At 64.4% G+C, this 22,195-nt stretch carries 21 protein-coding genes; 8 read left to right on the plus strand and 13 right to left on the minus strand.

Going from position 1 to position 22,195, the window contains the following annotated elements:
• Positions 1-136: 136 nt before the first annotated feature.
• Together ACFWAY_RS16050 and ACFWAY_RS16055 are read left to right on the plus strand one after the other, a co-directional pair.
• Positions 137-733: a hypothetical protein gene (locus ACFWAY_RS16050; protein WP_378511206.1), complete on the plus strand. Its 597-nt coding sequence runs from the start codon at positions 137-139 to the stop codon at positions 731-733.
• Between the two features lie 6 nt (positions 734-739).
• Positions 740-1,378, plus strand: a complete 639-nt coding sequence (locus ACFWAY_RS16055; protein WP_378511207.1) for an RES family NAD+ phosphorylase — start codon at positions 740-742, stop codon at positions 1,376-1,378.
• Positions 1,379-1,562: 184 nt separating this feature from the next.
• Here ACFWAY_RS16055 and ACFWAY_RS16060 read toward each other — a convergent pair whose 3' ends face one another.
• Entirely contained in the window at positions 1,563-2,252 is a 690-nt protein-coding gene (locus tag ACFWAY_RS16060) for a DUF2848 domain-containing protein (RefSeq protein ID WP_378511208.1), read from the minus strand.
• Between the two features lie 204 nt (positions 2,253-2,456).
• Between ACFWAY_RS16060 and ACFWAY_RS16065 the strand changes: the two genes are divergently transcribed.
• Positions 2,457-3,827 carry an MFS transporter gene (locus tag ACFWAY_RS16065; protein WP_378511209.1) on the plus strand — a complete coding sequence of 457 codons (1,371 nt, stop codon included), beginning with the start codon at positions 2,457-2,459 and terminating at the stop codon, positions 3,825-3,827.
• Here the strand turns inward: ACFWAY_RS16065 and ACFWAY_RS16070 are convergent.
• Positions 3,799-4,470 (minus strand): GntR family transcriptional regulator, encoded by a 672-nt coding sequence (locus tag ACFWAY_RS16070; protein ID WP_378511210.1) that lies wholly within the window; start codon positions 4,468-4,470, stop codon positions 3,799-3,801. The genes ACFWAY_RS16065 and ACFWAY_RS16070 overlap by 29 nt on opposite strands.
• A 41-nt stretch (positions 4,471-4,511) precedes the next feature.
• Here ACFWAY_RS16070 and ACFWAY_RS16075 point away from each other — a divergent pair, with 41 nt between their 5' ends.
• The 3 genes from ACFWAY_RS16075 (at position 4,512) to ACFWAY_RS16085 (ending at position 5,739) form a co-directional block, all read left to right on the plus strand.
• A complete protein-coding gene (locus ACFWAY_RS16075; RefSeq protein ID WP_378511211.1) occupies positions 4,512-5,309 on the plus strand; it encodes a carbon-nitrogen hydrolase family protein in 798 nt (265 codons plus the stop codon).
• Between the two features lie 94 nt (positions 5,310-5,403).
• Positions 5,404-5,577: a hypothetical protein gene (locus ACFWAY_RS16080; RefSeq protein WP_378511212.1), complete on the plus strand. Its 174-nt coding sequence runs from the start codon at positions 5,404-5,406 to the stop codon at positions 5,575-5,577.
• Positions 5,578-5,595: 18 nt separating this feature from the next.
• The gene (locus ACFWAY_RS16085) at positions 5,596-5,739 is read left to right on the plus strand and encodes a hypothetical protein (RefSeq protein ID WP_378511213.1); all 144 of its coding nucleotides are present in this window, start codon (positions 5,596-5,598) and stop codon (positions 5,737-5,739) included.
• A 972-nt stretch (positions 5,740-6,711) separates the two neighbouring features.
• Here the strand turns inward: ACFWAY_RS16085 and ACFWAY_RS16090 are convergent.
• From ACFWAY_RS16090 to ACFWAY_RS16120, 7 genes are all read right to left on the minus strand, one after another.
• The gene (locus tag ACFWAY_RS16090) at positions 6,712-7,440 is read right to left on the minus strand and encodes an SDR family NAD(P)-dependent oxidoreductase (protein WP_378511214.1); all 729 of its coding nucleotides are present in this window, start codon (positions 7,438-7,440) and stop codon (positions 6,712-6,714) included.
• A gap of 25 nt (positions 7,441-7,465) precedes the next feature.
• Positions 7,466-8,191: an SDR family NAD(P)-dependent oxidoreductase gene (locus ACFWAY_RS16095; RefSeq protein ID WP_378511215.1), complete on the minus strand. Its 726-nt coding sequence runs from the start codon at positions 8,189-8,191 to the stop codon at positions 7,466-7,468.
• Positions 8,188-10,518: a penicillin acylase family protein gene (locus tag ACFWAY_RS16100; RefSeq protein WP_378511216.1), complete on the minus strand. Its 2,331-nt coding sequence runs from the start codon at positions 10,516-10,518 to the stop codon at positions 8,188-8,190. The genes ACFWAY_RS16095 and ACFWAY_RS16100 overlap by 4 nt, the downstream gene beginning before the upstream one ends.
• The gene (locus tag ACFWAY_RS16105; protein WP_378511217.1) at positions 10,515-11,510 is read right to left on the minus strand and encodes an ABC transporter permease; all 996 of its coding nucleotides are present in this window, start codon (positions 11,508-11,510) and stop codon (positions 10,515-10,517) included. Before ACFWAY_RS16105 ends, ACFWAY_RS16100 begins: the two co-directional genes overlap by 4 nt.
• Complete coding sequence (locus ACFWAY_RS16110; RefSeq protein ID WP_378511218.1) at positions 11,500-13,005, minus strand: sugar ABC transporter ATP-binding protein; 1,506 nt, start codon at positions 13,003-13,005, stop codon at positions 11,500-11,502. Before ACFWAY_RS16110 ends, ACFWAY_RS16105 begins: the two co-directional genes overlap by 11 nt.
• 50 nt (positions 13,006-13,055) lie before the next feature.
• A complete protein-coding gene (locus tag ACFWAY_RS16115) occupies positions 13,056-14,051 on the minus strand; it encodes a sugar ABC transporter substrate-binding protein (RefSeq protein WP_378511219.1) in 996 nt (331 codons plus the stop codon).
• Between the two features lie 64 nt (positions 14,052-14,115).
• A complete protein-coding gene (locus tag ACFWAY_RS16120) occupies positions 14,116-15,000 on the minus strand; it encodes a polysaccharide deacetylase (RefSeq protein WP_378511220.1) in 885 nt (294 codons plus the stop codon).
• Between the two features lie 212 nt (positions 15,001-15,212).
• On the opposite strand from ACFWAY_RS16120, the gene ACFWAY_RS16125 reads away from it, so the two are divergent.
• Positions 15,213-16,100, plus strand: coding sequence for a LysR family transcriptional regulator (locus tag ACFWAY_RS16125; protein WP_378511221.1), 888 nt, complete (start codon positions 15,213-15,215; stop codon positions 16,098-16,100).
• A gap of 293 nt (positions 16,101-16,393) precedes the next feature.
• Here the strand turns inward: ACFWAY_RS16125 and ACFWAY_RS16130 are convergent, their stop codons facing one another.
• The 3 genes from ACFWAY_RS16130 to ACFWAY_RS16140 are packed head-to-tail and all read right to left on the minus strand — an operon-like array spanning position 16,394 to position 19,317.
• On the minus strand, positions 16,394-17,188 hold the full coding sequence (locus tag ACFWAY_RS16130; protein ID WP_378511222.1) for a carbon-nitrogen hydrolase family protein: 795 nt from the start codon (positions 17,186-17,188) through the stop codon (positions 16,394-16,396).
• Between the two features lie 24 nt (positions 17,189-17,212).
• Positions 17,213-18,559: an MFS transporter gene (locus tag ACFWAY_RS16135; RefSeq protein ID WP_378511223.1), complete on the minus strand. Its 1,347-nt coding sequence runs from the start codon at positions 18,557-18,559 to the stop codon at positions 17,213-17,215.
• Positions 18,556-19,317 (minus strand): HpcH/HpaI aldolase/citrate lyase family protein, encoded by a 762-nt coding sequence (locus tag ACFWAY_RS16140; protein ID WP_378511224.1) that lies wholly within the window; start codon positions 19,315-19,317, stop codon positions 18,556-18,558. Before ACFWAY_RS16140 ends, ACFWAY_RS16135 begins: the two co-directional genes overlap by 4 nt.
• Positions 19,318-19,488: 171 nt before the next feature.
• Between ACFWAY_RS16140 and ACFWAY_RS16145 the strand changes: the two genes are divergently transcribed.
• On the plus strand, positions 19,489-20,172 hold the full coding sequence (locus ACFWAY_RS16145; RefSeq protein WP_378511225.1) for a GntR family transcriptional regulator: 684 nt from the start codon (positions 19,489-19,491) through the stop codon (positions 20,170-20,172).
• A gap of 288 nt (positions 20,173-20,460) precedes the next feature.
• On the opposite strand, the gene pyk is transcribed toward ACFWAY_RS16145, so the two are convergent.
• Positions 20,461-21,951, minus strand: a complete 1,491-nt coding sequence (gene pyk, locus ACFWAY_RS16150) for a pyruvate kinase (protein ID WP_378511226.1) — start codon at positions 21,949-21,951, stop codon at positions 20,461-20,463.
• Between the last annotated feature and the right edge of the window lie 244 nt (positions 21,952-22,195).

Below are 22,195 nucleotides of genomic sequence, written 5' to 3' on the forward strand. Positions count from 1 at the left end.
CGGGCCCATGTTGCGGACCGGTTGATGGGCTGGCGAAGCATCGGCGAGAGGTCACCCGTGTTGAGTCCGTCCGCACCCGTCTATCGTGACACGGATGGTACGCGGTACACTATTGGCACAAGCGGAGGTGGTGGACATGCTCGTCGACCGAGATCGGGCCCGCGACTCGATCCATGCCCTGTCGGACCCGGACCTCGTCGAGCTGCTGGTCGAGGAGTTCTCCCGACGGCCGGCCCTGCGCCCGGTCCGCGACGACGTGACGGCGTTGCTGTCGATGAGCCCCGCGCTGGCACGTCAGCAGGAGCGTGCGGTCGCCAACCCGGCCGCCGCGGCGGTGGCCCGCACGCGAATCGTCGCGTCCGTGCTGAACTCGATCGTCGACCAGCACGAGATGCTCGACTCCACCGCCGTCAGCCGTGTCCTGGGGAAGGCGGCCACCAGCCGCAACACCGCCAGCCGCCTGTCCGCGGCCGGCACGGTGATCGCGCTGCCGGTATCGGGTCACAAGCTGTACCCCGCGTTCCAGTTCGACGCCGAACGCCGGCAGGTCCGCCCGATCGTCGCCGAGATCAACCGGGCCCTCGGCGCGAAGGACGACCCGTGGGGTGTGGCGTCCTGGTGGCTCAGCCCGACCGACTTCGCCGACGACCCACGATCCCCGGCCGCGCTGGCCGCCGCGGGCGGGCACGAGCAGGATCTGCGGGACATGGCCGACGACCTGACGCAGGACTGACCCCGCGTGACCTACCCGAATCCACCCACCCCGTTGCCTGCTGCCCTGATCACCACCATCCCCGCCGATACCTCGCTGTGGCGCATCCACAGCGCCACCCGCGGCGCCGCGGAGTTGAACCCGACCGCCCGGCCGAGGGCCCGGGTCGGGGGCCGGTTCGACAGTCTCGACGGCTCCTACGGCTACCTGTACGTCGGGGACAGTCCGGCCGCGGCGGTCGCCGAGACGCTTTGCCGCAACCTGCCGGTCGACCAGTCCCCGCGGCTGATCCCGCGGGCGACGATCGCCGGCCGGGTCCTGAGTGAACTGCGGACCACCCGCACGGTGCGGGTCGTGGATCTCACCGGGACCGGGGCGTCCCGGATCAACGCCGGCGCCTGGTTGTCCAAGTGCGACCCCTCCGGGTATCTGCACACCCGCCGGTGGGTCGCCGCGATCCTCGCCGCGAACCCCGATGTCGATGGCGTGCAATACCGGCCGCGGCACGACGAGAACACTCTCGCCTGGATGCTGGCCGATGCTCCTGCCGCACATACCCACCCGGCCGTCACCGCCGTCGGAGGCGTGATCGCGCTCGACTCCGCCGACGGGCACTACCTGTTGGGTGCGATTCTCACCCCGCATAACGCCGCGCTCGGCCCCTGATCCGGCCCGTGCCGGCAGATGGCGGCACCGAGGTCGCGGCAGCCCCGGTGCCGATTCGGGGCGGAGCGGCACGTGAGGTAGAGGTCGGCGGCCAGGCCGCGTCAAAGAAGTACCTTCGAGGCGGGTTGTGCTGGGCGGTTGTCTGGCCGGGCCGGCAGTATTGATCGTTGCGGGCGAGCGGGAATCAGCCGATCGGCTGCGGCATCCGCACGGTTCGGTAGCTGCAGGTCAATTCGTCGGCTGTGGCGGGATCGCGCAGTGCGACCTTCCAGGTGTCGGCGAACTGGTTGACCCCGTGGCGCATGGAGATCGTGCCCGATATCAGCACGGTTCCCGCTTTGTGCAACCCCTGCTCCCGGAGGACGTCGAGCCAGTATTTCGGTGCGAGGAGATCGGCGAGTGTCCCGGTCTGGATCAGGGTGGACGGTTCGCCGTCACCGTGACCGACCCATGCCGTCAGGGTGATGTCATCGAGGCGATCGGCGATCTCGGACAGCCGCCATGCGCGGGTGCCGAGAATATCGGGTGCGGCGTTCTTGCTCCACGCCACGCTGTGCACCTCGAGGTCACGGTCGGTGTGGTCGCAGGCAACGGTCAGCAGGACATCGTCGTCGGTGATCACCAGGGCCCACTCGGCTTCGCCCGAGGTCCGGTCGTGTTGCACGAAGACCTCGGTCGTCTGCTGCGCGAGGTAGGGGGAGATGGGGTACATCGCGGGGATGGTCGTGGGTGCCGGTACACCCAGTTCGGCGAGTTCAGCGATGTGTGACGCGACTTCTTCCTGGTTTCGGCCGGCGTAACCGGCGTTGAGGAGGGTCGTGACCTCGACGGTGTCGACGGTGCCGTCGGGCAGGGTGAACGTGAGTTGCGACATGGGGTTGAGGCTCCTGACTCCGGGCCTCTGGTTCCCGGTCGGGACCAGGGCGGATTGTTACTTTTTTGTTTTTTCTGCGCCAAGGGCTTGCGCATGCCTCTTGTATACAGCAAGTATGTGACTAGTACAACGGCCTCGGTGAGCTGAACCACAGCCCGTGCCGGGCCGTGCGAGACATAAGAATTCAACCCACAAGGAGTTGCCATGATCGGAGAGTCCACCTCCGTCGATGCCGACAGGTCCGCCCCCGTCGACAAGAAGGGTCTCGCGAAGGCGTTCGCCGCCAGTCTCACGGGTACCGCGCTGGAGTGGTACGACTTCGCGGTCTACTCGGCCGCGGCCGCGTTGATCTTTCCGCAGATCTTCTTCCCGGGCAGCGATCCGCTGACGGGGACCTTGCTCGCGTTCTCCACCTACGCGGTCGGCTACGTGGCGAGACCGATCGGAGGTTTCGTCTTCGGACGCCTCGGGGATGTGATCGGGCGCAAGCAACTGCTCGTGATCACCCTGCTGCTGATCGGGGTGACGACCTTCGCGATCGGTTTGCTTCCGGGCTATGACCGGATCGGGGTCGCGGCTCCGATCATTCTGGTGATTTTGCGATTCGCCCAGGGCGTGGCGGTCGGCGGCGAGTGGGGTGGCGCCGTCCTGCTGTCGAGTGAGTACGGAAACCCCCGCCAACGCGGCTTCTGGTCATCGGCAGCTCAAATCGGCCCTCCCGCAGGAAATCTGATGGCCAACGGCGCACTTGCCGTACTCACCGTCTCCATGACCGAGGCCCAGTTCGAGTCCTGGGGATGGCGTATCGCCTTCCTCCTGTCCGCCCTGTTGGTCGGCTTCGGTCTGTGGATTCGACTCAAGCTCGAAGACACCCCCGTCTTCAAGGCGCTGCAGGAATCCGGCGACCGCGCCGAGGCCCCCATCCGGGAGGTGTTCACGACGCAGACCCGTCCGCTGGTTGCTGCGATCTTGTCGCGCATCGCGCCGGACGTGATCTACGCGCTGTTCACGGTCTTCGCGATCACCTACGGCACCCGGAAACTCGGCTTCGATCGCGGCGAGGTACTGACCGCGATCCTGATCGGTTCCGCATTCCAGCTCGGCCTGATTCCCCTTGCCGGGGCCATCTCGGATCGCATCAACCGGCGCCTGGTCTATGCCGTCGCCGCCGTCGGTGGTGTCGCCTGGAGCGCCATCTTCTTCGTCGTCATCGGCGGTGGCTCGTTTCCGCTGCTCATCGTGGGGGTGGTTGTCGGGTTGGCGTTCCACTCGTTCATGTACGGGCCGCAGGCGGCGTTCGTGACGGAACAGTTCACCGTCGCGCTGCGCTCGACCGGTAGCTCACTGGCCTACACGATCGCCGGCGTCTTCGGCGGCGCCATGGCGCCGCTGATCTTCACCTACCTGCTGAGCGAGACCGACAGCTGGGTGCCGATCGCCGTCTACGTGCTGATCGTCGGCGCAGTGACCCTGGTCGGCCTCGCATTGGGACGTAATCCCGATCCCACCGAGGACGAGCACTATGTGTTGCTGGCGATCGAGAACGCTAGGCACGCAAGAGAATCTGAAGGGTAACCTCGAGATGGTCGTTGATCTTCTCGTGCACCAGGCCCTCGTCGCCGACTTCGAGCGCGTCGATGATGGCCTGGTGCTCGGCACACACCTTGTGCTGCCGGTCGGACGCGCTGAAGAGGGCCGTCATACCGACGCGGAGCTGGCGCGCGCGCAACCCGGCGTAGGTACGCGAGAGCAGCTCGCTGCCGGCCGAATCGATGAGGAACTGATGGAAACGCCCGTCCCAGTCGATGAAGGCGCGGGCCGCCTCGGCACTCGGATCGTCCGCGACCTGTTCCTGCTCGGCCAGCGCGGAACGCATCGCCTCGATCGGCACCCGCCCCGCCCCCAGCGCCCGGCTGGCGGCGTGACGTTCGAGAACACCGCGCAACTCCATCAACTCCGCGATCTGCCGGCCCGACATCGCCGGGACGTGCACCCCGCGCTTGGGCACCATCTCGACGAGGCCCTCCGCCTGAAGCATCAGCAACGCCTCCCGGACGGGAGTGCGGGACACCCCGATCCGCGTCGCGAGATCCTGCTCACTGAGGAACGAACCCGATGCCGCCGGCGCCGTCAGCACCTGGTCCCTGACGTACAGATAGGCCTTTTCGCGACCCGACAACTCGGTCGCCGAACCCTCGATCCCACCCATTTCCTGCATACAATATGTATACACCAGAATCAGCGCAATGAGGAGCAATAGTGACGCTACGTATCAGTCTCGCCCAGATCACCAGCTCGACGGACCCCGCGGCCAACCTGGCGACGGTGGACAAGCAGGTGACGGCGGCCACGGAGGCGGGGTCCCGGTTGGTGGTGTTCCCCGAGGCGACCATGCAACGCTTCGGTGGACCGCTCGCCCACGTCGCACAGCCACTCGACGGCCGGTGGGCCGACGCCGTCCGCGGATGCGCCGCCCGAGCCGGCATTACCGTCGTCGCCGGAATGTTCACACCCGCCGACAACGGCAGGGTACGCAACACACTCCTCGTCACCGGTGGTGGTGTCGACACCCACTACGACAAGATCCACCTCTTCGACGCCTTCGGCTTCGCCGAGTCGGACACCGTGGCACCGGGAACCGAGCCGCTGGTGGTCACCGTCGAGGGAGTCGGTATCGGCCTCGCCACCTGTTACGACATCCGCTTTCCGGGACTGTTCCAGACGCTTGCCGATCGCGGCGCGGCCCTGACCGTGATCGCCGCGTCCTGGGGCGCCGGACCCGGCAAGGTCGACCAATGGACACTCCTCGCTCGGGCGCGCGCACTCGACTCGACCACCTTCGTCGCAGCCTGCGACCAGGCCGACCCGGCCGCCTCCGGGGAGACCACCCACGGCACGGCGCCACTGGGCGTCGGCCACAGCATCGTGGCTTCGCCCACGGGAGCCGTTCTGGGACAACTCGATTCCAGCCCGGGAATCCTCACCGTCGACATCGACACGGACCTCATCGCACAGGTTCGCACGACCTTGCCGGTGCTGGCGAATCGGCGGTACTGACGATCGCCGTCCGCGCGCCGCGTGAGGTGGTCGCGCATATCGGTTTCCTCCACAACCTGCGGCAACTGTACGAGGGTGGGTCACCCAGAAGCGGTTGGCGGAGGTCAACGGCGTCAGTCAGCCGCCGATCAGCCAGATGCTGCAGCGGGCCCGCGTCGAGGCGCCGGATGTCCGTCCGGGCACCCACGGCGGCACGGCCTACGAGGTCGCCGCACGGTGCGCGGCCGGCGAGATCGATCCGGAGACGATGCGCGCCGAGCTGATCTGATGGAAGTACGACAAGCCGATGGCGCCGAGCGGCTACCCCGATGTCGACGACGTCCGCCCCCACGCCGAGGGCGGCTTCAACCACCAGGTGGGCCGCGCGTTGACTCATGGGTTCCTCACCGGTGAGGACTACGACCTGATCCTCGAGGCACTGGCCGACTGACCTGTGCCGACCCGTGAATTGGAGGATCGCCGTGCCTTCCTCTCCTCGCTGTCCACCCCGGGTGGCTCGCTGACGATCGATGCCCCGCACACCTCGATCAATGACTGCCGGTAGTTCCGCCGTATCGACGGCGAACCGATCCCCCACCCGGGCACGGTTGCGGCTGCATGAGCGGATCCTCGCGGACGGGGCGTGGCTCGCGCACTCAGGTCCGCCGTGACCGGGTGGCGATTCTCATGGCCGGCCCCTGCGCCGGCAGATCCACCGCCCAGGCCCATCTGGTGGGGAGCACCGGCAGGCGTGGCATCTGGAAGCGGACGAGTTCACACTCCGGCTCCTCGCGGGCGGCCGCCACCGACGGCTCACTGCAGCAGCTGCTGCCCGAGGAGTTTCGGTCAGCGCCCGGGCAGCCGAGCCGGTTCTCTATTCGACCCCGTTGATCGGCCAATCTGTCGCGACGGTTGTCCGCGCCCACCTCACCGGACAGGCATCCACCCATACTCGGCTACCGGCCAGGGCACGCCCAACCTCGGCGCGACCGGACCCCACACCTCACCTGGATGCCGGTCAATTGCGTTGGATCAGGACTACTGCGAATCACGGCATCCACTCGCGCCAAACAGCCCATTACACGCTCGAAGACCTCACCGACATCCTCGGCGGAATCTCAGACGAAGCCGACAACTCCTCGCCGATCTGCTGTCGCTGCTCGACCAGTCCAGTGCAGACTAAGGCTGGTCGCGAACTCGGCGAGCAACGCATAGTCAGGAATGAAACTGGAGGTGAAAAATTTAGGGAGAAAGTGTGATTCACGAAAGTGGGATGTTGCTGAGCAAAGTCAACCGTGTTCATCGGCTGCTATTAATAGATACTTCGGCCGCGCTGATCGCGGCGAGGATCGTCGACGCCACAGCCCGATGCGAACCGCGACTTGTCGACGAACGCCGACGTGGTTGGTGCGGTAGTTGCGCGCTAGTGCGTCGCCAAGAGTCCGCCATCCACCACGATGTCGGTACCGGTGATGTAGGACGCCTCGTCGCTGAGAAGGAACGCGTTGACTGAGGCGACCTCACCTGGCTGTCCCATTCTTCCCAGCAAGGTGGAGGCGACAATTTTGTTATTGACCGTTTCTCCGTTGTGCACGGCCATGGCCGTGTCGATGAGTCCGGGTATCACGCAGTTGACTCGGATGCGTTTCGGGGCCAATTCTGCTGCGGCAGAGCGAGTGAGTCCTCGTACCGCCCACTTCGTCATGGTGTAGGACGAGATGCCGACCGCTCCGGTGCATCCCGCGGTGGACGAGACGTTGATGATCGATCCGCCGTTTGTCATCACCTTGCTCACGGCCAGTACACCGAGGAGCGGGCCGAGTTGATTGACCGAGTGCAGCAGGCGCTCTTCCTCCAACGCAGATTCTGACAATGGAGATCGACGGTAAACCCCAGCGTTGTTCACGAGACCATGTACGCCGCCGAATTGGCCAAGAGTGGCCTCGACAAGTCTCTCCCAGGATTTCTCGTCCGTGACGTCATGTACCACTCCGAGCGCATCCGGCCCGATGGCTTCCGCCACCTCGGTGACTGTCGGGTCGATGTCGGCCAGCACGACACGTGCTTCCCGCTCCGACAGTAGCCGCGCGGTTTCGAGGCCTTGCCCGGTGGCGGCGCCGGTGATGATGACCACCTGCTGATTCAAGTTCATCGGAGACCTTTCGCTGAGTTCTTGGTCATAGCGCGAGATAACCTCCATCGACCGGCAGCTCGGCACCTGTGACAAACGAGGATTCGTTGGACCCGAGGAAGACGGCTGCGGTAGCGATCTCGTTCGGGGTACCGCCCCGCTTCATGGGCGTTCTCCCGATGAACTCTTGATTGAGTTCGTCGTCCTGACCTGCGGTCATGGGTGTTGCAATCCACCCAGGGAGGATCGCGTTGGCGCGTACGGCGTGCGGCGCGTATGTGATAGACGCGTTGCGGGTCATTCCCAGTACGGCGGCCTTACTGGCGTGGTAGGCGGCAAGGTTTGCCACAGCACGTGAGCCGAAGATCGAGGAGATGTTGATGATGGAGCCTTGCCTGCGGGAGATCATGCCCTCGGCCACGGATGCCATTCCGTAGTGCGTGCCGCGTTGGTTGACGTCGATGATGCGATCCCACTCGGTGTCGTCGACATCGTGGATCGACGCCCATCCGGTGGTTCCGGCGTTGTTGATCAGCACGTCGATGCGTCCGAATGATGCAGTGATCTCGCTGGTGAGCGATTGCCACTCGGATTTGCGAGTGACGTCGAGTCGCCGGGTCCAATAGCGATCGTCGACCGTGGCGTCGTCGTTCTTCCAGTCCGCGGAGACGACAACGGCGCCTTCGGCGCGGTATGCCTCGACGATCGCAGCGCCGATACCTTGGTGGCTGCCGGAGACGAGACAGACGAGATCTTGTAGGCGTGCCGTCATGTGGGGCTCCCTGGTCGAAGGTGGAATGTACTGCGCGCGTTCTGGTCGATAGCGTGCGCGGAGTAGTTGAGCGGAAAGTAGGCGTCGGTCAGCCAGTCGTCGATCAGGTCCTGGTATGCCGCGTCGCGGGGGTCCCCGGACTGGCCTGGCGCGTTGATCGCGAGGGATGCATCCCAGTTGCCGACGTCGATGACCATCCGAAATGTTGCGCCCGCGGTCTGAAAGCCTGTTTGCGGGTCGTAGGAGGCGACGCCGACCGTATCCGGGCTGCCGTGTTTGGGATAGGGCCCAAGTGTCATCCAGTGGTCGGAAGGGTCGTCCAGCACCGAGTGCAGAGGATGCCGGAATACAGTCCGGTGTAGCCGCCCCCACGTCCAGGTCGAGTGGTCCTCACCGAGCGTTTCTTTCAACCGTCGGAAGGCGTTCACCAATGTTCGGCGCAGCACCGTCTGGAGTTGTTCGGGATCGCGCGCCTGCTCTTGCTGGAGCAACAGCAGGTCGATGGCGGGGTCGCCGGCCATGGTTTCGTCGGGCAGCGTCGCGGCCAGCGCGTCGTCTGTCTGGTCTGCGTCGACCGTGTTCTGAAGGAATCGGTCGTAGAGTTCGGTGCGGAGTTCACCCCTGAACCAGGTCTCGAATAGAGCGGCTGCACCCGAGGTTGCAGACATGCGGTGGTCCCACTGGGTGAGTAAGCGTATGGCTTGATCGATGTCGGGATCCTCGGACGGTGTTCTGGTCAAGAGTGCACAGACTTCGCGGGCCGGGATGCTCAGATAGTCGTTCTGCAGTGCCGCCGACCGTGCGATGGTCATCTCGGAGTCATCACCGAGGACTTCGGCGATGCGTTGGGCTCTGCAGTTTGCGTACCACTCGTAGGACACGGGGATCGGATCCCATTCGTCCCTTCCGGGTAGGTTCATCTCGTTCGCGCTCGCAACCCACCCGCGGGGCGGATCGACGACGGAGGGTAGCGCGTCCGCAGGCTGAAACCCGTCCCACTCGAATCGTCCGTCGCCTGGTACCGGGAGCAGTCCATCCCAGTTCGGCCGCACGGGCACCAGCGCGCGTGCGTTCCATCCGATGGTGCCGTCGACATCGGCGTAGACGTGATTGACCCCAGGCGCGCGCCAGCGCGACAACGCGTCGGCGAAGTCGCCTCCGTTGCGTGCCCGCAGGTAGGCCAAGCTGGCAAGATACGGGGCCATCCCGGGCTCGAGCCACGCCGCTCGTACAGCGAACGCCGCAAGCCTGTTGTGGTCGACATGGATGACCGGCCCGTGAACGGTGTGCGCGAGGGTTACCTCGGCATCGGGTCCGCCGGCCACCGGAATGCTCTCGGTGATGGTGTCCATACGTCGCCACCCGTCGAGGTATCGGTACAGCGACGGATCGGCGGGGTGGAGTTCGTACACGTAGAGGTCTTCTTGATCGACCGGGAAGATGGTCAGTCCGAACGCGACGTGGCCGTTGTGTCCGAGTGATACCCCGGGTAGGGCGGGTTCTCCTGCGCCGATCACGTCGAACTCGGGGCAGCGCAGGTGCACGAGATAGCGCAGCGAGGGCAGCCCGATGGCGCGGTGCGGGTCGCTGGCCAGGATCGGGCGTCCGGTTGCGGTCCGGGTGGCAGCGATGGCCCAGTTGTTGCTGCCGTCGGGTTCCTGCGCCGGTAGGGGAGTCGTGGACAGGGGTCCGGTCGCGAGGCGGTAGACGCGAAGTACCTCGTCGTCGAACAGGCTCAGATCGAGGCCCTCCGGAATTGTCACATCGATAGCGGGTTCGCGGTGGCGCCGCACGTCCTCGACCTGTGGTCCGAATTTGTGCAGGGTTTGGGCGCGCGCGACCTCCTGCTCGAGGTTCCCGAACAGTCCGTGGCTTCGGATCCGGGTGATGTCCTCGGGAGCCCACCGGGGCGGGGTGTATCCCAGTTTGGTGAACTCCGGCGGAAGTAACGATGGCTTCGCTTCGGTCGACGCGATGAAGGCATTGATGCCGGCGACGAAGCGGCGGACCGCGAGTTCAGCGTCAGGTGCATAGGTCTCCCAGTCGCGGACCTGGTCGCCGCGGTACAGAAACAGGCGGGCGGCCCGATCACGCTCGACGAACTGCGGTCCCAGGACCTCGGAGATAAGACCGAGTCCTTTTCTGCGCCACCAGTCCAATTGGAACAGGCGGTCGCGGGCGGCGATGTAACCCTGTGCGAAGAAGACGTCGTCGGGAGACTGGGCGTCGATGTGCGAGATCCCGGATTCGTCCACGGTGACGGTGACGGGGGCGAACAATCCGTCCGCTACAAGGTTCTCGGATTCGAGCGTGGTGTCTGAGGTCATCGCTTCGACCGGCGAACGAGTTGATCGGCGGCGACGGCGAGAATGACGATCAGTCCTTTGGCGACCAACTGGATGTTGTTGTCGACGGCGAGGCTGATGAAGATGTTGTTCAGCACCGCGATGATCGCCATACCCACTGCAGTGCGCCAGATTCGGCCTTCGCCACCCCTTAGGGATGTTCCGCCGATCACGACGATGGCGATGGCGTCGAGTGCGATCGTCGCACCCATCGATCCTTGTCCGGCGCCGACCTGCCCTGCAGTGATCACGCCCGCCAACCCCGCGAGGAAGCCGCTGATGACATAGGTCGATCCCTGGACGACGTCGACGCTGATTCCGGAGAGGCGGGCCGCTTCGCGGCTGCCACCGACCGCGAAGATTCCGCGCCCGAACTTGGTGCGGTCGAGGATGATGGTTCCCGCCAGGAAGGCGAGGATCAGCAGCACCACTGGGATCCGGATTCCGGCGATGGATCCACGACCGATCGCCTGGAAGTATTCGTCGGTATTGCTGAACGAACCGGCGTTGGTCAGGAAGAGCACACCACCGGAGTACAGCGACGACGTGCCCAAGGTGGTGATGAACGGGTTCACGCGCAACTTGGTGACGACGAGGCCGTTGACGAGACCCAGGACGGTTGCCAAACCGAGCGCAGCGACCATCGCTCCACCGGGTGTCCAGCTATCCGCCATAGCGGTGTAAACCGTGGCAGCGCAGGCGAAGACAGCGCCGACGGACAGGTCGAATCCGCCCGCGATGATCACCAATGTCATCCCGACCGCGACAATGCCCAGAGGCGCAATCTGGGTCAGGATGATGCCGATATTCCCCGGCGTCAAAAACGCCGGATAGATGATCGTGGCGATGACGATGAGCAGGGCGAGAACCCCGAACATCGCAAACTCCAGCAGACGACTGGATGAGACGAGGCTCGACCATGAGGTGGTGGGGGCGCTGGCAGGGGTCACCGGGGTGGTGGTGCTAGAACTCATGATTTACTCCGAAAGCGAGATCAAGGACGTCTTTGACGGTGGGTTCGTGTCGATGTGTGTCGAACTCTGCGACGATGCGACCGCCGGCGACCACGAGGACCGTGTCGCTGACGTCGAGGACCTCATCGATTTCTGCGCTGGTGACGATGACGCCCTTTCCGGAACTGGCCAATGCGCGCAGGGCGGAAAGCACATCGACCTTGGCTGCCACGTCGATTCCGCGGGTAGGTTCATCGACGAGGAGGATGTCCGGATCGCGGTGGAGCCATTTCGCCAGCGCCACCTTCTGTTGGTTTCCGCCTGACAACCAGCTCACCGGATAGTCGCCTACCGGCCTGCTGAGGGTAAGCTCCTCGAGTTTGGTTTTGGCCACCTCGAGCTGCCGGGATGCGTTGACCAACCCGCGCCTCGAGACACTGGTCAGGTCAGCCAGTGTCACGTTGTCCGGGACGCTCATGCCGAGAACCAGACCTTCAGTTTTGCGTTCTTCCGGAACGAGTCCGATCCCGAGGGACTGGATTGCCTGGCGCACCGACCGAGGAAGCTTCTGTTCCCGACCTCGAACACGGAGACGGCCCTTCGCGTGCGGTTCGTCGCCGGCCAAGGATCGCAGAATGCTGCTGCGACCGGACCCAACCAGACCGGCGAGACCGACAACTTCACCGGCTCGAACGCGGAGCGTCACGTCCTCGATCGCACCGGGCAGGGTGAGTTGCTCGACGGCCAGGAGTTCTCGGCCGAACTCCACGCGTTGCCGGGAGCGAGGCTCCGGTGCGATCGTCTCTCCGGTCATCTCCCGAACCAGTGATGCCTTCGTCCACTCGCTTGCGGGACCGAATGCGACCTTTCGGCCGCTCCGCATGACGGTGATATCGTCGCTCACCTCGAGGACCTCGGACAGGTTGTGGGTGACCAGCACGATTGTCGTTCCCCGGGCCTTCAGCTTGCGCACGAGGTCCAGGAACACCCTGCGTTCGCGCTCCGACAATGCCGCCGTGGGTTCGTCGAACAAGATCACACGGGAGGACGCGTGTACGGCGCGCATGATCTCGAGCATCTGTGCGGCAGCCACACTCAGATCGCCTGCCTTCATTTTGGGGTCGAACTCCAGGCCGAGGTCGCGGCTGAGTTCGAGGAACGCGGCGACCATGTCCTTTTCGCGAAGCAGGCCTTGTCGGCTCATCTCCTGGCCGAGGAAGACGTTCGCGACGGTTGTCAGCGCAGGAAGCACGGTGAGTTCCTGATACACCGCCGAGAGCCCGGCCCGCCGTGACTCCTTCGGGTCTCCGCCGTGCAGTCGCTCTCCGAAGATGCTGACGGTGCCGTCGGTGGCGGACAGTCGGCCACTCATCATGCCGAGCAGGGTGGATTTGCCGGCCCCGTTGGCGCCGACGAGTGAGTGCACGGTGCCCGCGCGGACCTCGACGTCGACCTGGTCGACGACCGTGGTTCCTCCGAAAGATTTGGTGACGCTTATACATTCGATGGCGTTCATCTGTTACCTCAGTTCGTCACGCAGCTAGGATTATCTGATGCGTAGGCCGATCAGTACTCCGGGACCCACGAGGCGACGTTGTCCTTGGTGATGTAGGGAGCGCCGGCGAACTGCAGCTGATCGAGGGGGTTGGTGACCTTGGCGACCTCTTGTCCCTGCCACGAGGCCATCATCATCTCGACGGCCAATTTCATGTCGGTGTAGGGGGTGCCTGGCAGCGCCATTTTCACCGTTCCCGACTCGATCGCCGACTTCGTCCATGCATCGCCGTTGCTGTCGAACACTTTGACGCTCGACGATTTCCCGGACTCTTGAACGGCCTGGACCACTCCACGCGTCATCCCGCTGTAGTTGGAGGCGACGGCTTTGAGGTCGGGATTCGACTTCAAAGTGGTCTGGGTGACAGCGAATGCTTCTTCGGTCAAGTAGTCGGTCTTCTGGAACGAGGCGATGGTGTGGTCGGGGTACTCCGGTTGCACCGATTCCAGCGCCGACTGTGTCGCCATGGTGACAAAGTCCAGGTCCGGACCGGTGATCGCCGCGAGCTTCCCGGGATCGGTGTTCTCGAAGATGTGCTTCCACCAGCCACGATAGCCAGCTGCATTCTGCTCACCGATGAATCCGAGAGTGCCGTCGGTATATCCGTCGTCACCGCAGATTGCCGTGACCACGACGAGAACCTTGATTCCTTGGGCGGCAGCATCTTTGATTTGACTGCATTGCTCGCGGGGAGAGATCGGGTTGACGATCCAGGCGTCGTAGGTCTTTCGCTGCATCGCCAGCATCATGGCGTCGTTCTGCCGCTGAGGGTCCCAGTCGCTGGCGACTACCGTCAGATCGATTCCGGCCTTCTTCGCGGTTTCTTCAGCACCGGTCTTCTCCGCCTGCAGGTAGGCGTTGCTGGTTGCCGGAATGAAGACACCGATCTTCAGGTCCTCGAGAGGTTGGGGCTCGCCGGGGCCGGCGTTGATCCCGGTCGTACTCGGAGCTCCCGTCGAACAGCCGGTGAGGGCAACGGCAGCGAGCGCTACCAAGGAAATGGGCACGCGTCGGCGCCATGATTGCTTCATGTTTCTCTTCTTTTCGGTAAGCGAGGGGTGGTGATGTCCGCTACAACTGCCGGCTTGAGGCAGAAGCTGAGGTGGGCGCTGTCTCGTCCTCGGCCCAGAGGTCATAGAGGGTGCTCAGGTTCGTGAACAACACGTCGTCAAATGAGGTCATGTAGTCCAACAACCGCTCGAACATCATCAGGTTGTGGGGCCGTCCAATGCTCTGTGGATGCACGGTGATGGTGACCAAACCATTAGGGACCCGCCGGTAGGCGAAGTCGAAGTGGTCCTTCCACCGCTGGTAGATCACTTCCGGCGACTGCATACCGGCATTGACCCCGGGGATGTGTTCGACGGCGGGGAAGTCGTCGAGATACCAGGACACCGGGAACTCGAGGATTGGACTCGGCTCCGCTCGTCGGTTTCCCTCCTCGTACCGGACCTCCGTCGGACGCGGGTGATAGGGCTCGAGGTCGCGCCCCATCAGGGATGAATCCCAATCGAGTCCGTACTCCTCGATCAGCGACAGAGTGGTGTCCGTGAAGTCCCAGGCCGGCGACCGGTATCCACGAGGGACAATTCCGACGTACTTCTCGTGCTGAGCCAAAGCCTTCTCGAACAGATCTCGTTCCTGTGCAGGTTCGAGTTTCATGATCGGCTCGTGCCAACATCCGTGCGCAGATATCTCGTGACCGGCATCGAGAACCGTTTGGAAGACCTCTGGGAAGGTTTCCATTGTGTGGCCCGGTGTGAAGAAGTTGCCCAGAACCTCGTATCGACGGAGGGTGTCGAGGAGGCGGGGTACGCCCACTTCGGCGTCGAAGTCACCGCGCGACAACACACCGGGACTCGTCAGACCGAACGTGCCCATCCAGCAGCTGTGGGCGTCGAAATCTGCGCCGATGTTGACGGCAATCTTCTTACCGGCGGGAAGTCGCAGTGGCATCGTGATCTTCTTTCCTGTATCGAGCGTGACGCACGGGTTGTTTCAACGGCGATCGATCGTTCCGGGGTGAGCGAAACAGAGCCCGGGGTTTGTTCATGAGCCCGTTCTTCGGGGGTCAGTCGCTGTGACGCAGATCGCGTGCGTTTGATCCTGGCACCCGTTCACCCATTCGTCTATTGACAGTTTCTCAACTCTGCATAACTATCAGTTATATGGACTTCCGTTCGCTCACCTACTTCGAATCGGTTGCTCGGCTGCAGTCGGTGAGCTCGGCCGCCGCCGAGTGCATCGTGAGCCAACCCGCGATCTCGAAGCAGATCGCCGGGCTGGAGACCAGGCTCGGCGTCAAGCTCTTCCACCGCGCGTCGACCGGAATGGTGCTGACACCGGCCGGCCGGAAGCTGTACGAGCTGAGTGCGGACATCCTCCACCGAGCCCGGCACGCCGAGACAGTCATGCGGGCGATGTACCGAGACGAGCCGCAATTGACCGCGGTGACCCAGGAGACGACGGCCCACTTCCTGCTGGCCCCGTTCATCGCCGAGACCGGCGCGCCAATCATTGACCTCAGAACGGTGCGACCGTACGACGTGGATCGCACTCTCGACGAGGACGCCGACCTGGCCGTCGGTACGCACCGGCCACCCGACCATCGTGAATGCCGCACGGTGTCGGTCTCGCCCGTGCTGGTTCAGTGCGCGCCGCAGGAGGCGGCGCACTTCGACGACGCAGGCCTGGTGGAACTCGCCGCGGTCAGTGGGTCTGATGTTCTCGTCCCGGGGCACGGCAGTGGTGTCGAACTCGCGGTACGCAGTGCGAGCGCGCGGCACGGCATCAAGCTGGAATCTGCGCGATCGGTCAACTCCCCGACAGTGGCACAGGCGCTCGCGGCCAACGGTCGGGGACTGGCCCTGGTGACCGACCCGCCGCGGTTCGGCGTTCGTGCCTTTCCCCTCGTCGTCGACGGACACCCGATCGAGGTCCCGATCTATCTATCCTGGGACAGAGACCATTACGCGACTAACCTGATAGCGGCACTCGGTGACGACCTCCGCGCGTGGCTCGCCGCGCAGCCCCCTTGGATCTCCATGGCAGGGTGAGCTAGGGCGTTCGAAGAACGGCGGGAACTCCCGACGCCGAAGTGAAATAGGCTGCGGCCGCTACTATGCGACGAAACCTCCCGTCTCGGGCTCCGGAGATGACGATCGGCGCTAGCGCCGTCGAGTCTTACTATCGCTCACGGGGGAGCAGCGGGGATACATGTAACGCGCACCCGTGCCAGGGGGTCTTGACCGCGGTGAAAAGCCGATGGTCCCATTCCCTTTCGGATGTCCTGTGTAGTGTCAGTGATGGGTGAACCTCGCCCGAATACGGTCCACCCATCACCAGGTCACTACTTCGGGATGACGGTGAATCGCCTGAGCTCGAGGGCTGGATTCTTCGACCGTACGCGTGCGATCCGATCGGTGCAGACGTCGGCGATCGCGATGCCCTCCTCCTCGCCGGCGGACGCGAGGGGTACGCCCATCGGGTCGATGATGAGGCTGTTGGCGACCCCACCGGGCGCTGTTTGGTCTGCGGCCGCAACGTAGATGGTGTTCTCGATGGCTCGGGCGCGGATCAGGGTGTGCCAGTGATCTTCCTTGAGGGGACCGGGAACCCAGGCTGCCGGGAGTATGAGCGCGTCTGCTCCGGCGTCGACGAGGCGACGGGTGACCTCGGGGAACCGCAGATCGTAACAGGTTTGGAGGCCGAACCGGAGTCCGTCGACCTCGAAGGTTTCCGGTTTGTCGATCTCTCCGGGACGGACCCGGGACGATTCGGTGAATCCGAAGGCGTCGTAGAGGTGAAGTTTCCGGTAGGTCGCGGTGACCTGTCCGTCCTCGTTCACGGCGACCAGGGTGTTGTGGATTCGGCCGTCGGGGCTGGTTTCGTTGAGTCCTACGACAATGGTGATCCGGTGTTCGGCTGCGAGGCGGCCGATCCGCTGAACGAACGGGCCGGAGAGGGGTTCTGCGGAGTGGACGAATCGATCGTCCATGGCCGAGACCGTGAACATGGAGTACTCGGGGAAGGCGATGAGTCGGGCGCCCGCGGTGCTGGCACGCTGGACGTAGTCGGCGATGATGTCGGCGTTGCGTGCCTTGTCGTCGGTGGGAGCGAACTGGGCGACGGAGATGATGGGCACGAGAATTCTCCTGAAGGCTGGGTATCAGGCGGATGGGGTGGATTGGCGTGTCGGGGGCGGGGCGATGCGGTCCATCTTTCCGAGAACAATTGTGTAACTGAGAATTCCCGCGACGAGGACTACTCCGGTGAAGATGAATGCCCCTGCAAACGATCCCGTGGTGTCGACGATGATGCCCGTGATGATGGGTGCGGAGATGCCGATCATGTTGGCCACGAAGTTGACGATTCCGCCCATGGTGCCGGTATAGCCCTCGGGGGCGATGAGTGAGACGATGCTCGATCCGGCGGGAACGGAGACGGCCAGGCCTGCGGCACCGATCGAGAGGAACACGACGGCCATCGCGATGGAGTCGACGTAGCCGGCGCCGGTGACGGCGAGGGAGGCGAGGAGGCTGCTGACCAGAACGATCCGTCGCACACGGGTGACGTGACCGGTGCGGGCGATCCAGCGGTCCATCAACAGCCCGGCGATCAGGAACTGTGCGATCACGGCCACCAGCCAGATGATCATCGTGTACAGCCCGCCCTTGAGGAGGTTGACCCCAAACTGCTTCTCCAGGAAGCCCGGGAGCCACGTGAGCAGTACGTAGTAGGCATAGGTGTAGGAGGCGAATCCCAGGGCCAGGCCCCAGGTCTTGCGGCGGCGCAGGAGGTAACCGACTCCGTGGAGCGAGCTGGCGGTGACTGCGTCTTCGTCCTCGGCGCCGCCGGCGCGGATCATCTCGTACTCGGCCTCACTGAGCCGTCCCTTGGCGAGCGCGGTCTTGGGCGAGTCGTACAAAACCCACCAGAGGGCGAGGAACAGCAGGCTCATCACGCCGGTAAAGATGAAAGCGGCATGCCAGCTGTAGGTGGAGACGAGGAACGCCATGACCGGGACGCCGAGGACGTTCGCCATCTTCGACGAACCATCGAAGACGGAGGTGGCGGTGCCACGCTCGTGTTTCGGGAACCACTGTCCTATCGCTTTCCAGGCCGCCGGTACGGCGGGGGCTTCGCCGATGCCCAACACCAACCGCGCGACGATGAGCAACCCGAGGCCGCCGGCGGCGGCCGACGCGAAGGACGCCACTGCCCACAGCAACACACCGACACGATTGACCCAGCGCACACCGATCTTGTCGATGATCGTGCCGATCGGCAGTTGCAGCATGGCGTAGGTCCACAGGAATGCGGACGACACGACGCCCATCTGTGCGGCCGAGATGTCGAACGACTTCATGATCTCGGGGGTGGCGACCGACAGGTTGACGCGATCGATGTAGTTGACGAATTGCCCGAACCCGAGGACTCCCGCGATCTGCCAGCGGACACGGCCGAAGCCGGACTTCTTCTGCTCCGGGGTGTAGGCGATGCTGCCGGTGCTCATTCGGAGAATCCGGCCAGCAGCGCCGCCGTCTCGGCGAAGGGGCGCTCGAACCCGGCTCGCAGTGCCCCGTGTTGCATGATCAAAGCGAGTTGGTGGGCGTTGTTTTCCAACGCGAACCTCTTTTCTTCCTCTGTCCAGGCGGGCATCAGCCAGTGTTTGCCCGCGGCGTGGGCGGCGTCGGCAATCTTCTGGAGGTCGGCGAAATCACCTGCTTCACGGGTGTAAGTTCCGCGCTCACGGCGGATGGACAGATCGCCGGGACCGACGAATACCCCGTCCACGGTGGCGAGTTCCAAGATGGCGTCGATATCGGCGAGTGCACCGGCGTCCTCGATCATCGGGTAACACCGGACCCGGATATCTTCGGCCGCGACCCAGTCGTCGGTGTACGGCCCGTATGCGATGGTCCGGCCGCCGGCAAGGCTGCGATCGCCCAGAGGGGGAAATTTCGCGAATGCGGTGATCTCGCGCGCATGAGCGGCGCTTTCCACGTGCGGAATGACGACAGCGTCGGCACCGAAATCGAGGGCCTGCTGAATCGGCCCGCGATCGGGTGTGAGGACCTTGGCGAGCACGTCCATCCCCAGCGCCTTGAGGAATGGGATGAACCGTTCCAGGTCGGCGAGGCCGAACGCGCCGTGCTCGATGTCGAGAACTGTAGCGCCGTAGCCGATACCGCGAGCGATCTCCGCGGCAGCGAAGTTGGGGTCGGACAGCCAAACGGCAAACCGGGGATCAGCGTGGGGTGGGGTCGTCATGGAGAACTCCTGGAGATGTAACGGCGCACTAGTCATGGTGCGACCGGTAACAAGATCGGAACAGTCAGTGGCGGGTGTCACAATCTACTGTGTCCGCCATGTATACACGAAGAGTACTTCGAGTGTCCAGTAGGGTGGGGTGCGAGAGCGGTCCATGGAGGAGGCAAAGTCGTGGTGACCCATGCAGCGGAGAGCGTCCAGGCACAGTCGGGCCGGAGGTCGGCTGCGGGGCGGGTCTACGACTGGCTCCGCGACGGCATCATCACCGGTCGGATCGCCGAAGGAACGTTCCTCGACGAAGTTTGGGTGGCGGAGTCGGTAGGCACATCGAGGACCCCGGTGCGCGAGGCGTTCCACCGCCTCGGCTCCGAACGGTTCATCGATCAGTTGCCCCGGAAGGGAGCCCAGGTCCATGTGGTGACCGCCCGGGAACTCGAGGAGGTGAACTCGACGAGGCGGCTGATCGAAGGCCACGCGGGTCACGCGTTGTGTGCCGAACGGAAAGGCGCCCCTGCCGAGATGCATGTCCTGCTCGAGGAGATGGAAGAGGCAGAACAAGGCCAGGACTGGCTCCAAGCCGTAGAGCTGAACTGGCGCTTTCATCGAGCGATGGTGCAGGCACAGGGAAATGCGGTGCTGACCGAGCTGTACGACACCCTGCGCTCGCGACAGCAACGGGTCGGCCTGCGTGCCCTGCAGAGCAGCCCGGGTCGAGCCCCGCTGATCGACTCCCAACATCGCGGCATCGTCGCCGCGCTCGATGCGTACGACAACGAGCGACTGCAGCAGCTGTTGGACGAGCACCTGCAGCCGGCGCCCGAAGTCACCGCGGTACTCGGATCGGGCGCACAGTAGCGGTCGAACGAACCACCCCCTCCCCGGTTGTGCACACAGCTGTCCCGCGGAGGCAAGGCATCACGTTTCCTCATCGGCCCGGCACACTCTGGTGCGCCGCGGTGCTGCGCACGCCCGCGGCCACACATTGCGACAGGGAGCGCGCCGTTCACCGCCCCGCCGCATCAGGAACGGCGGACGGCGCGCTGGGCAAGGCTGCGTACGCGTGAATGTCGGTTCAGGATGCGTCCGCGAGCTGTGGATTTCGACAGGGCCCTTCGATCGCGGCATGACAGCCCCTCGTCACGGTTAGTGGTTGGTGGAGTAGTCGTCTTCCCCGAGTCGATGTGCGAGCACGAAATTGGTGGAACCGACAGAGTGGATCGGCGATCCGGCGACGATGATGATCAGGTCTCCGGGGGCATACCGGTCCAGGGTCAGCAAGTGTTGATCGACCTGACGGATCATTTCGTCGGTGGTGCTGACATCCGCGACCTGGTGGGTTTCGGTGCCCCAGCTCATGGTCAGCTGATTGCACACCGACTCCGTCGGGGCGAAGGCGAGCAGCGGGAGGGGGGTATGCAGCCGGGCCAGTCGGCGCACGGTGTCACCGGACGTGGTGAACGCGACCAACGCTTTGGCATTGAGGCGTTCGCCGATGTCGCGGGCGGCGAACGAGATGACACCCCCCTTTGTCCGTGGAGAGTGCAGCAGCGGCGGAACGAAGGTGGACTCGGTTTCGACGGCTTCGATGATCCGCGCCATCGTGTGTACCGTCTCGATTGGATACTTGCCTACCGACGTCTCACCGGAGAGCATCACTGCGTCGGCACCGTCGAGCACCGCGTTGGCCACATCAGATGCTTCGGCGCGGGTGGGACGAGAATTTTCGATCATCGAGTCGAGCATCTGGGTTGCGACGATCACCGGCCGCGCGTTCTCGCGGGCGATCTGGACCGCGCGTTTTTGCACGAGCGGTACCTGCTCGAGAGGCAGCTCTACGCCCAGATCGCCGCGGGCGACCATGATGGCGTCGAAAGCGAGAACGATTGCCTCCAGATTGTCGACTGCTTCAGGCTTCTCGATCTTGGCGATCACCGGAACTCGGCGGCCGACTCGATCCATCACCTCGTGCACCAGTGCGAGATCGGCGGGCGAGCGCACGAAGGACAGGGCAATCACGTCGACGCCGAGAGTCAACGCGAACTCGAGGTCCTCGATGTCTTTGTCCGACAGCGCCGGGACGGAGACGTTCATGCCGGGCAGCGAGAGCCCCTTGTTGTTCGAGACCGGTCCGCCCTCGGTGACCGTGCAGACGACGTCTGGGCCGTCGATCTCGGTGACGGTCAACGCCAGCTTGCCGTCGTCGACCAATAGCCGATCACCAGGCCGGGCGTCGTGAGCGAGCTGCTTGTAGGTCGTGGACACACGATCGTGGGTGCCCTCGACGGCGTCGGTGGTGATGCGGACTTGTTCGCCGGCCGACCACACGGTGGATCCGTCGGTAAATCTGCCGAGCCGGATCTTGGGTCCTTGCAGGTCGGCGAGCACACCGACGGCCTTGCCGGTCGCCGCGGCGGCAGCGCGGACGCGGCGGTAGTTGGCGGCGTGATCGGCGTGCAGGCCGTGACTGAAATTGAGTCGCGCCACGTCCATCCCCGCCTCGACGAGGTCGGTGATCCGCTCGCTCGTCGCGGTCGCGGGACCGAGCGTGCACACGATTCGGGCGCGGCGCACGGTGTGTGTGGTCTTGGAGTGTGAAGCCGTGGTGGGGCACGGGGGCGTATCGGTGATGGTCATGGGTTGTCCTGAGGGGTAGGCAGAGGGTGCGCGGAGGCGAGTGGTAGCACTGCCTCGATCGGTGGTGCGGGGCACCGGAAGAGGGCCGGGAATGGTCAGAAGCCGCGGGCGTTCCGCGCCGCTCTATTTCACCCGCAGCCGGGGTCATCGGGTGGAGCGGAGGGAGGGAGGGAGCTCGTCCCGCCTGAGGGCGAGTTCCGCAGGCGGGACGAGCATCACGGCGTATGAGCCGAAGAGACCCGGT

It is taken from the genome of Rhodococcus sp. NPDC059968 (assembly GCF_042738615.1).
Taxonomy (GTDB): domain Bacteria; phylum Actinomycetota; class Actinomycetes; order Mycobacteriales; family Mycobacteriaceae; genus Rhodococcus_F.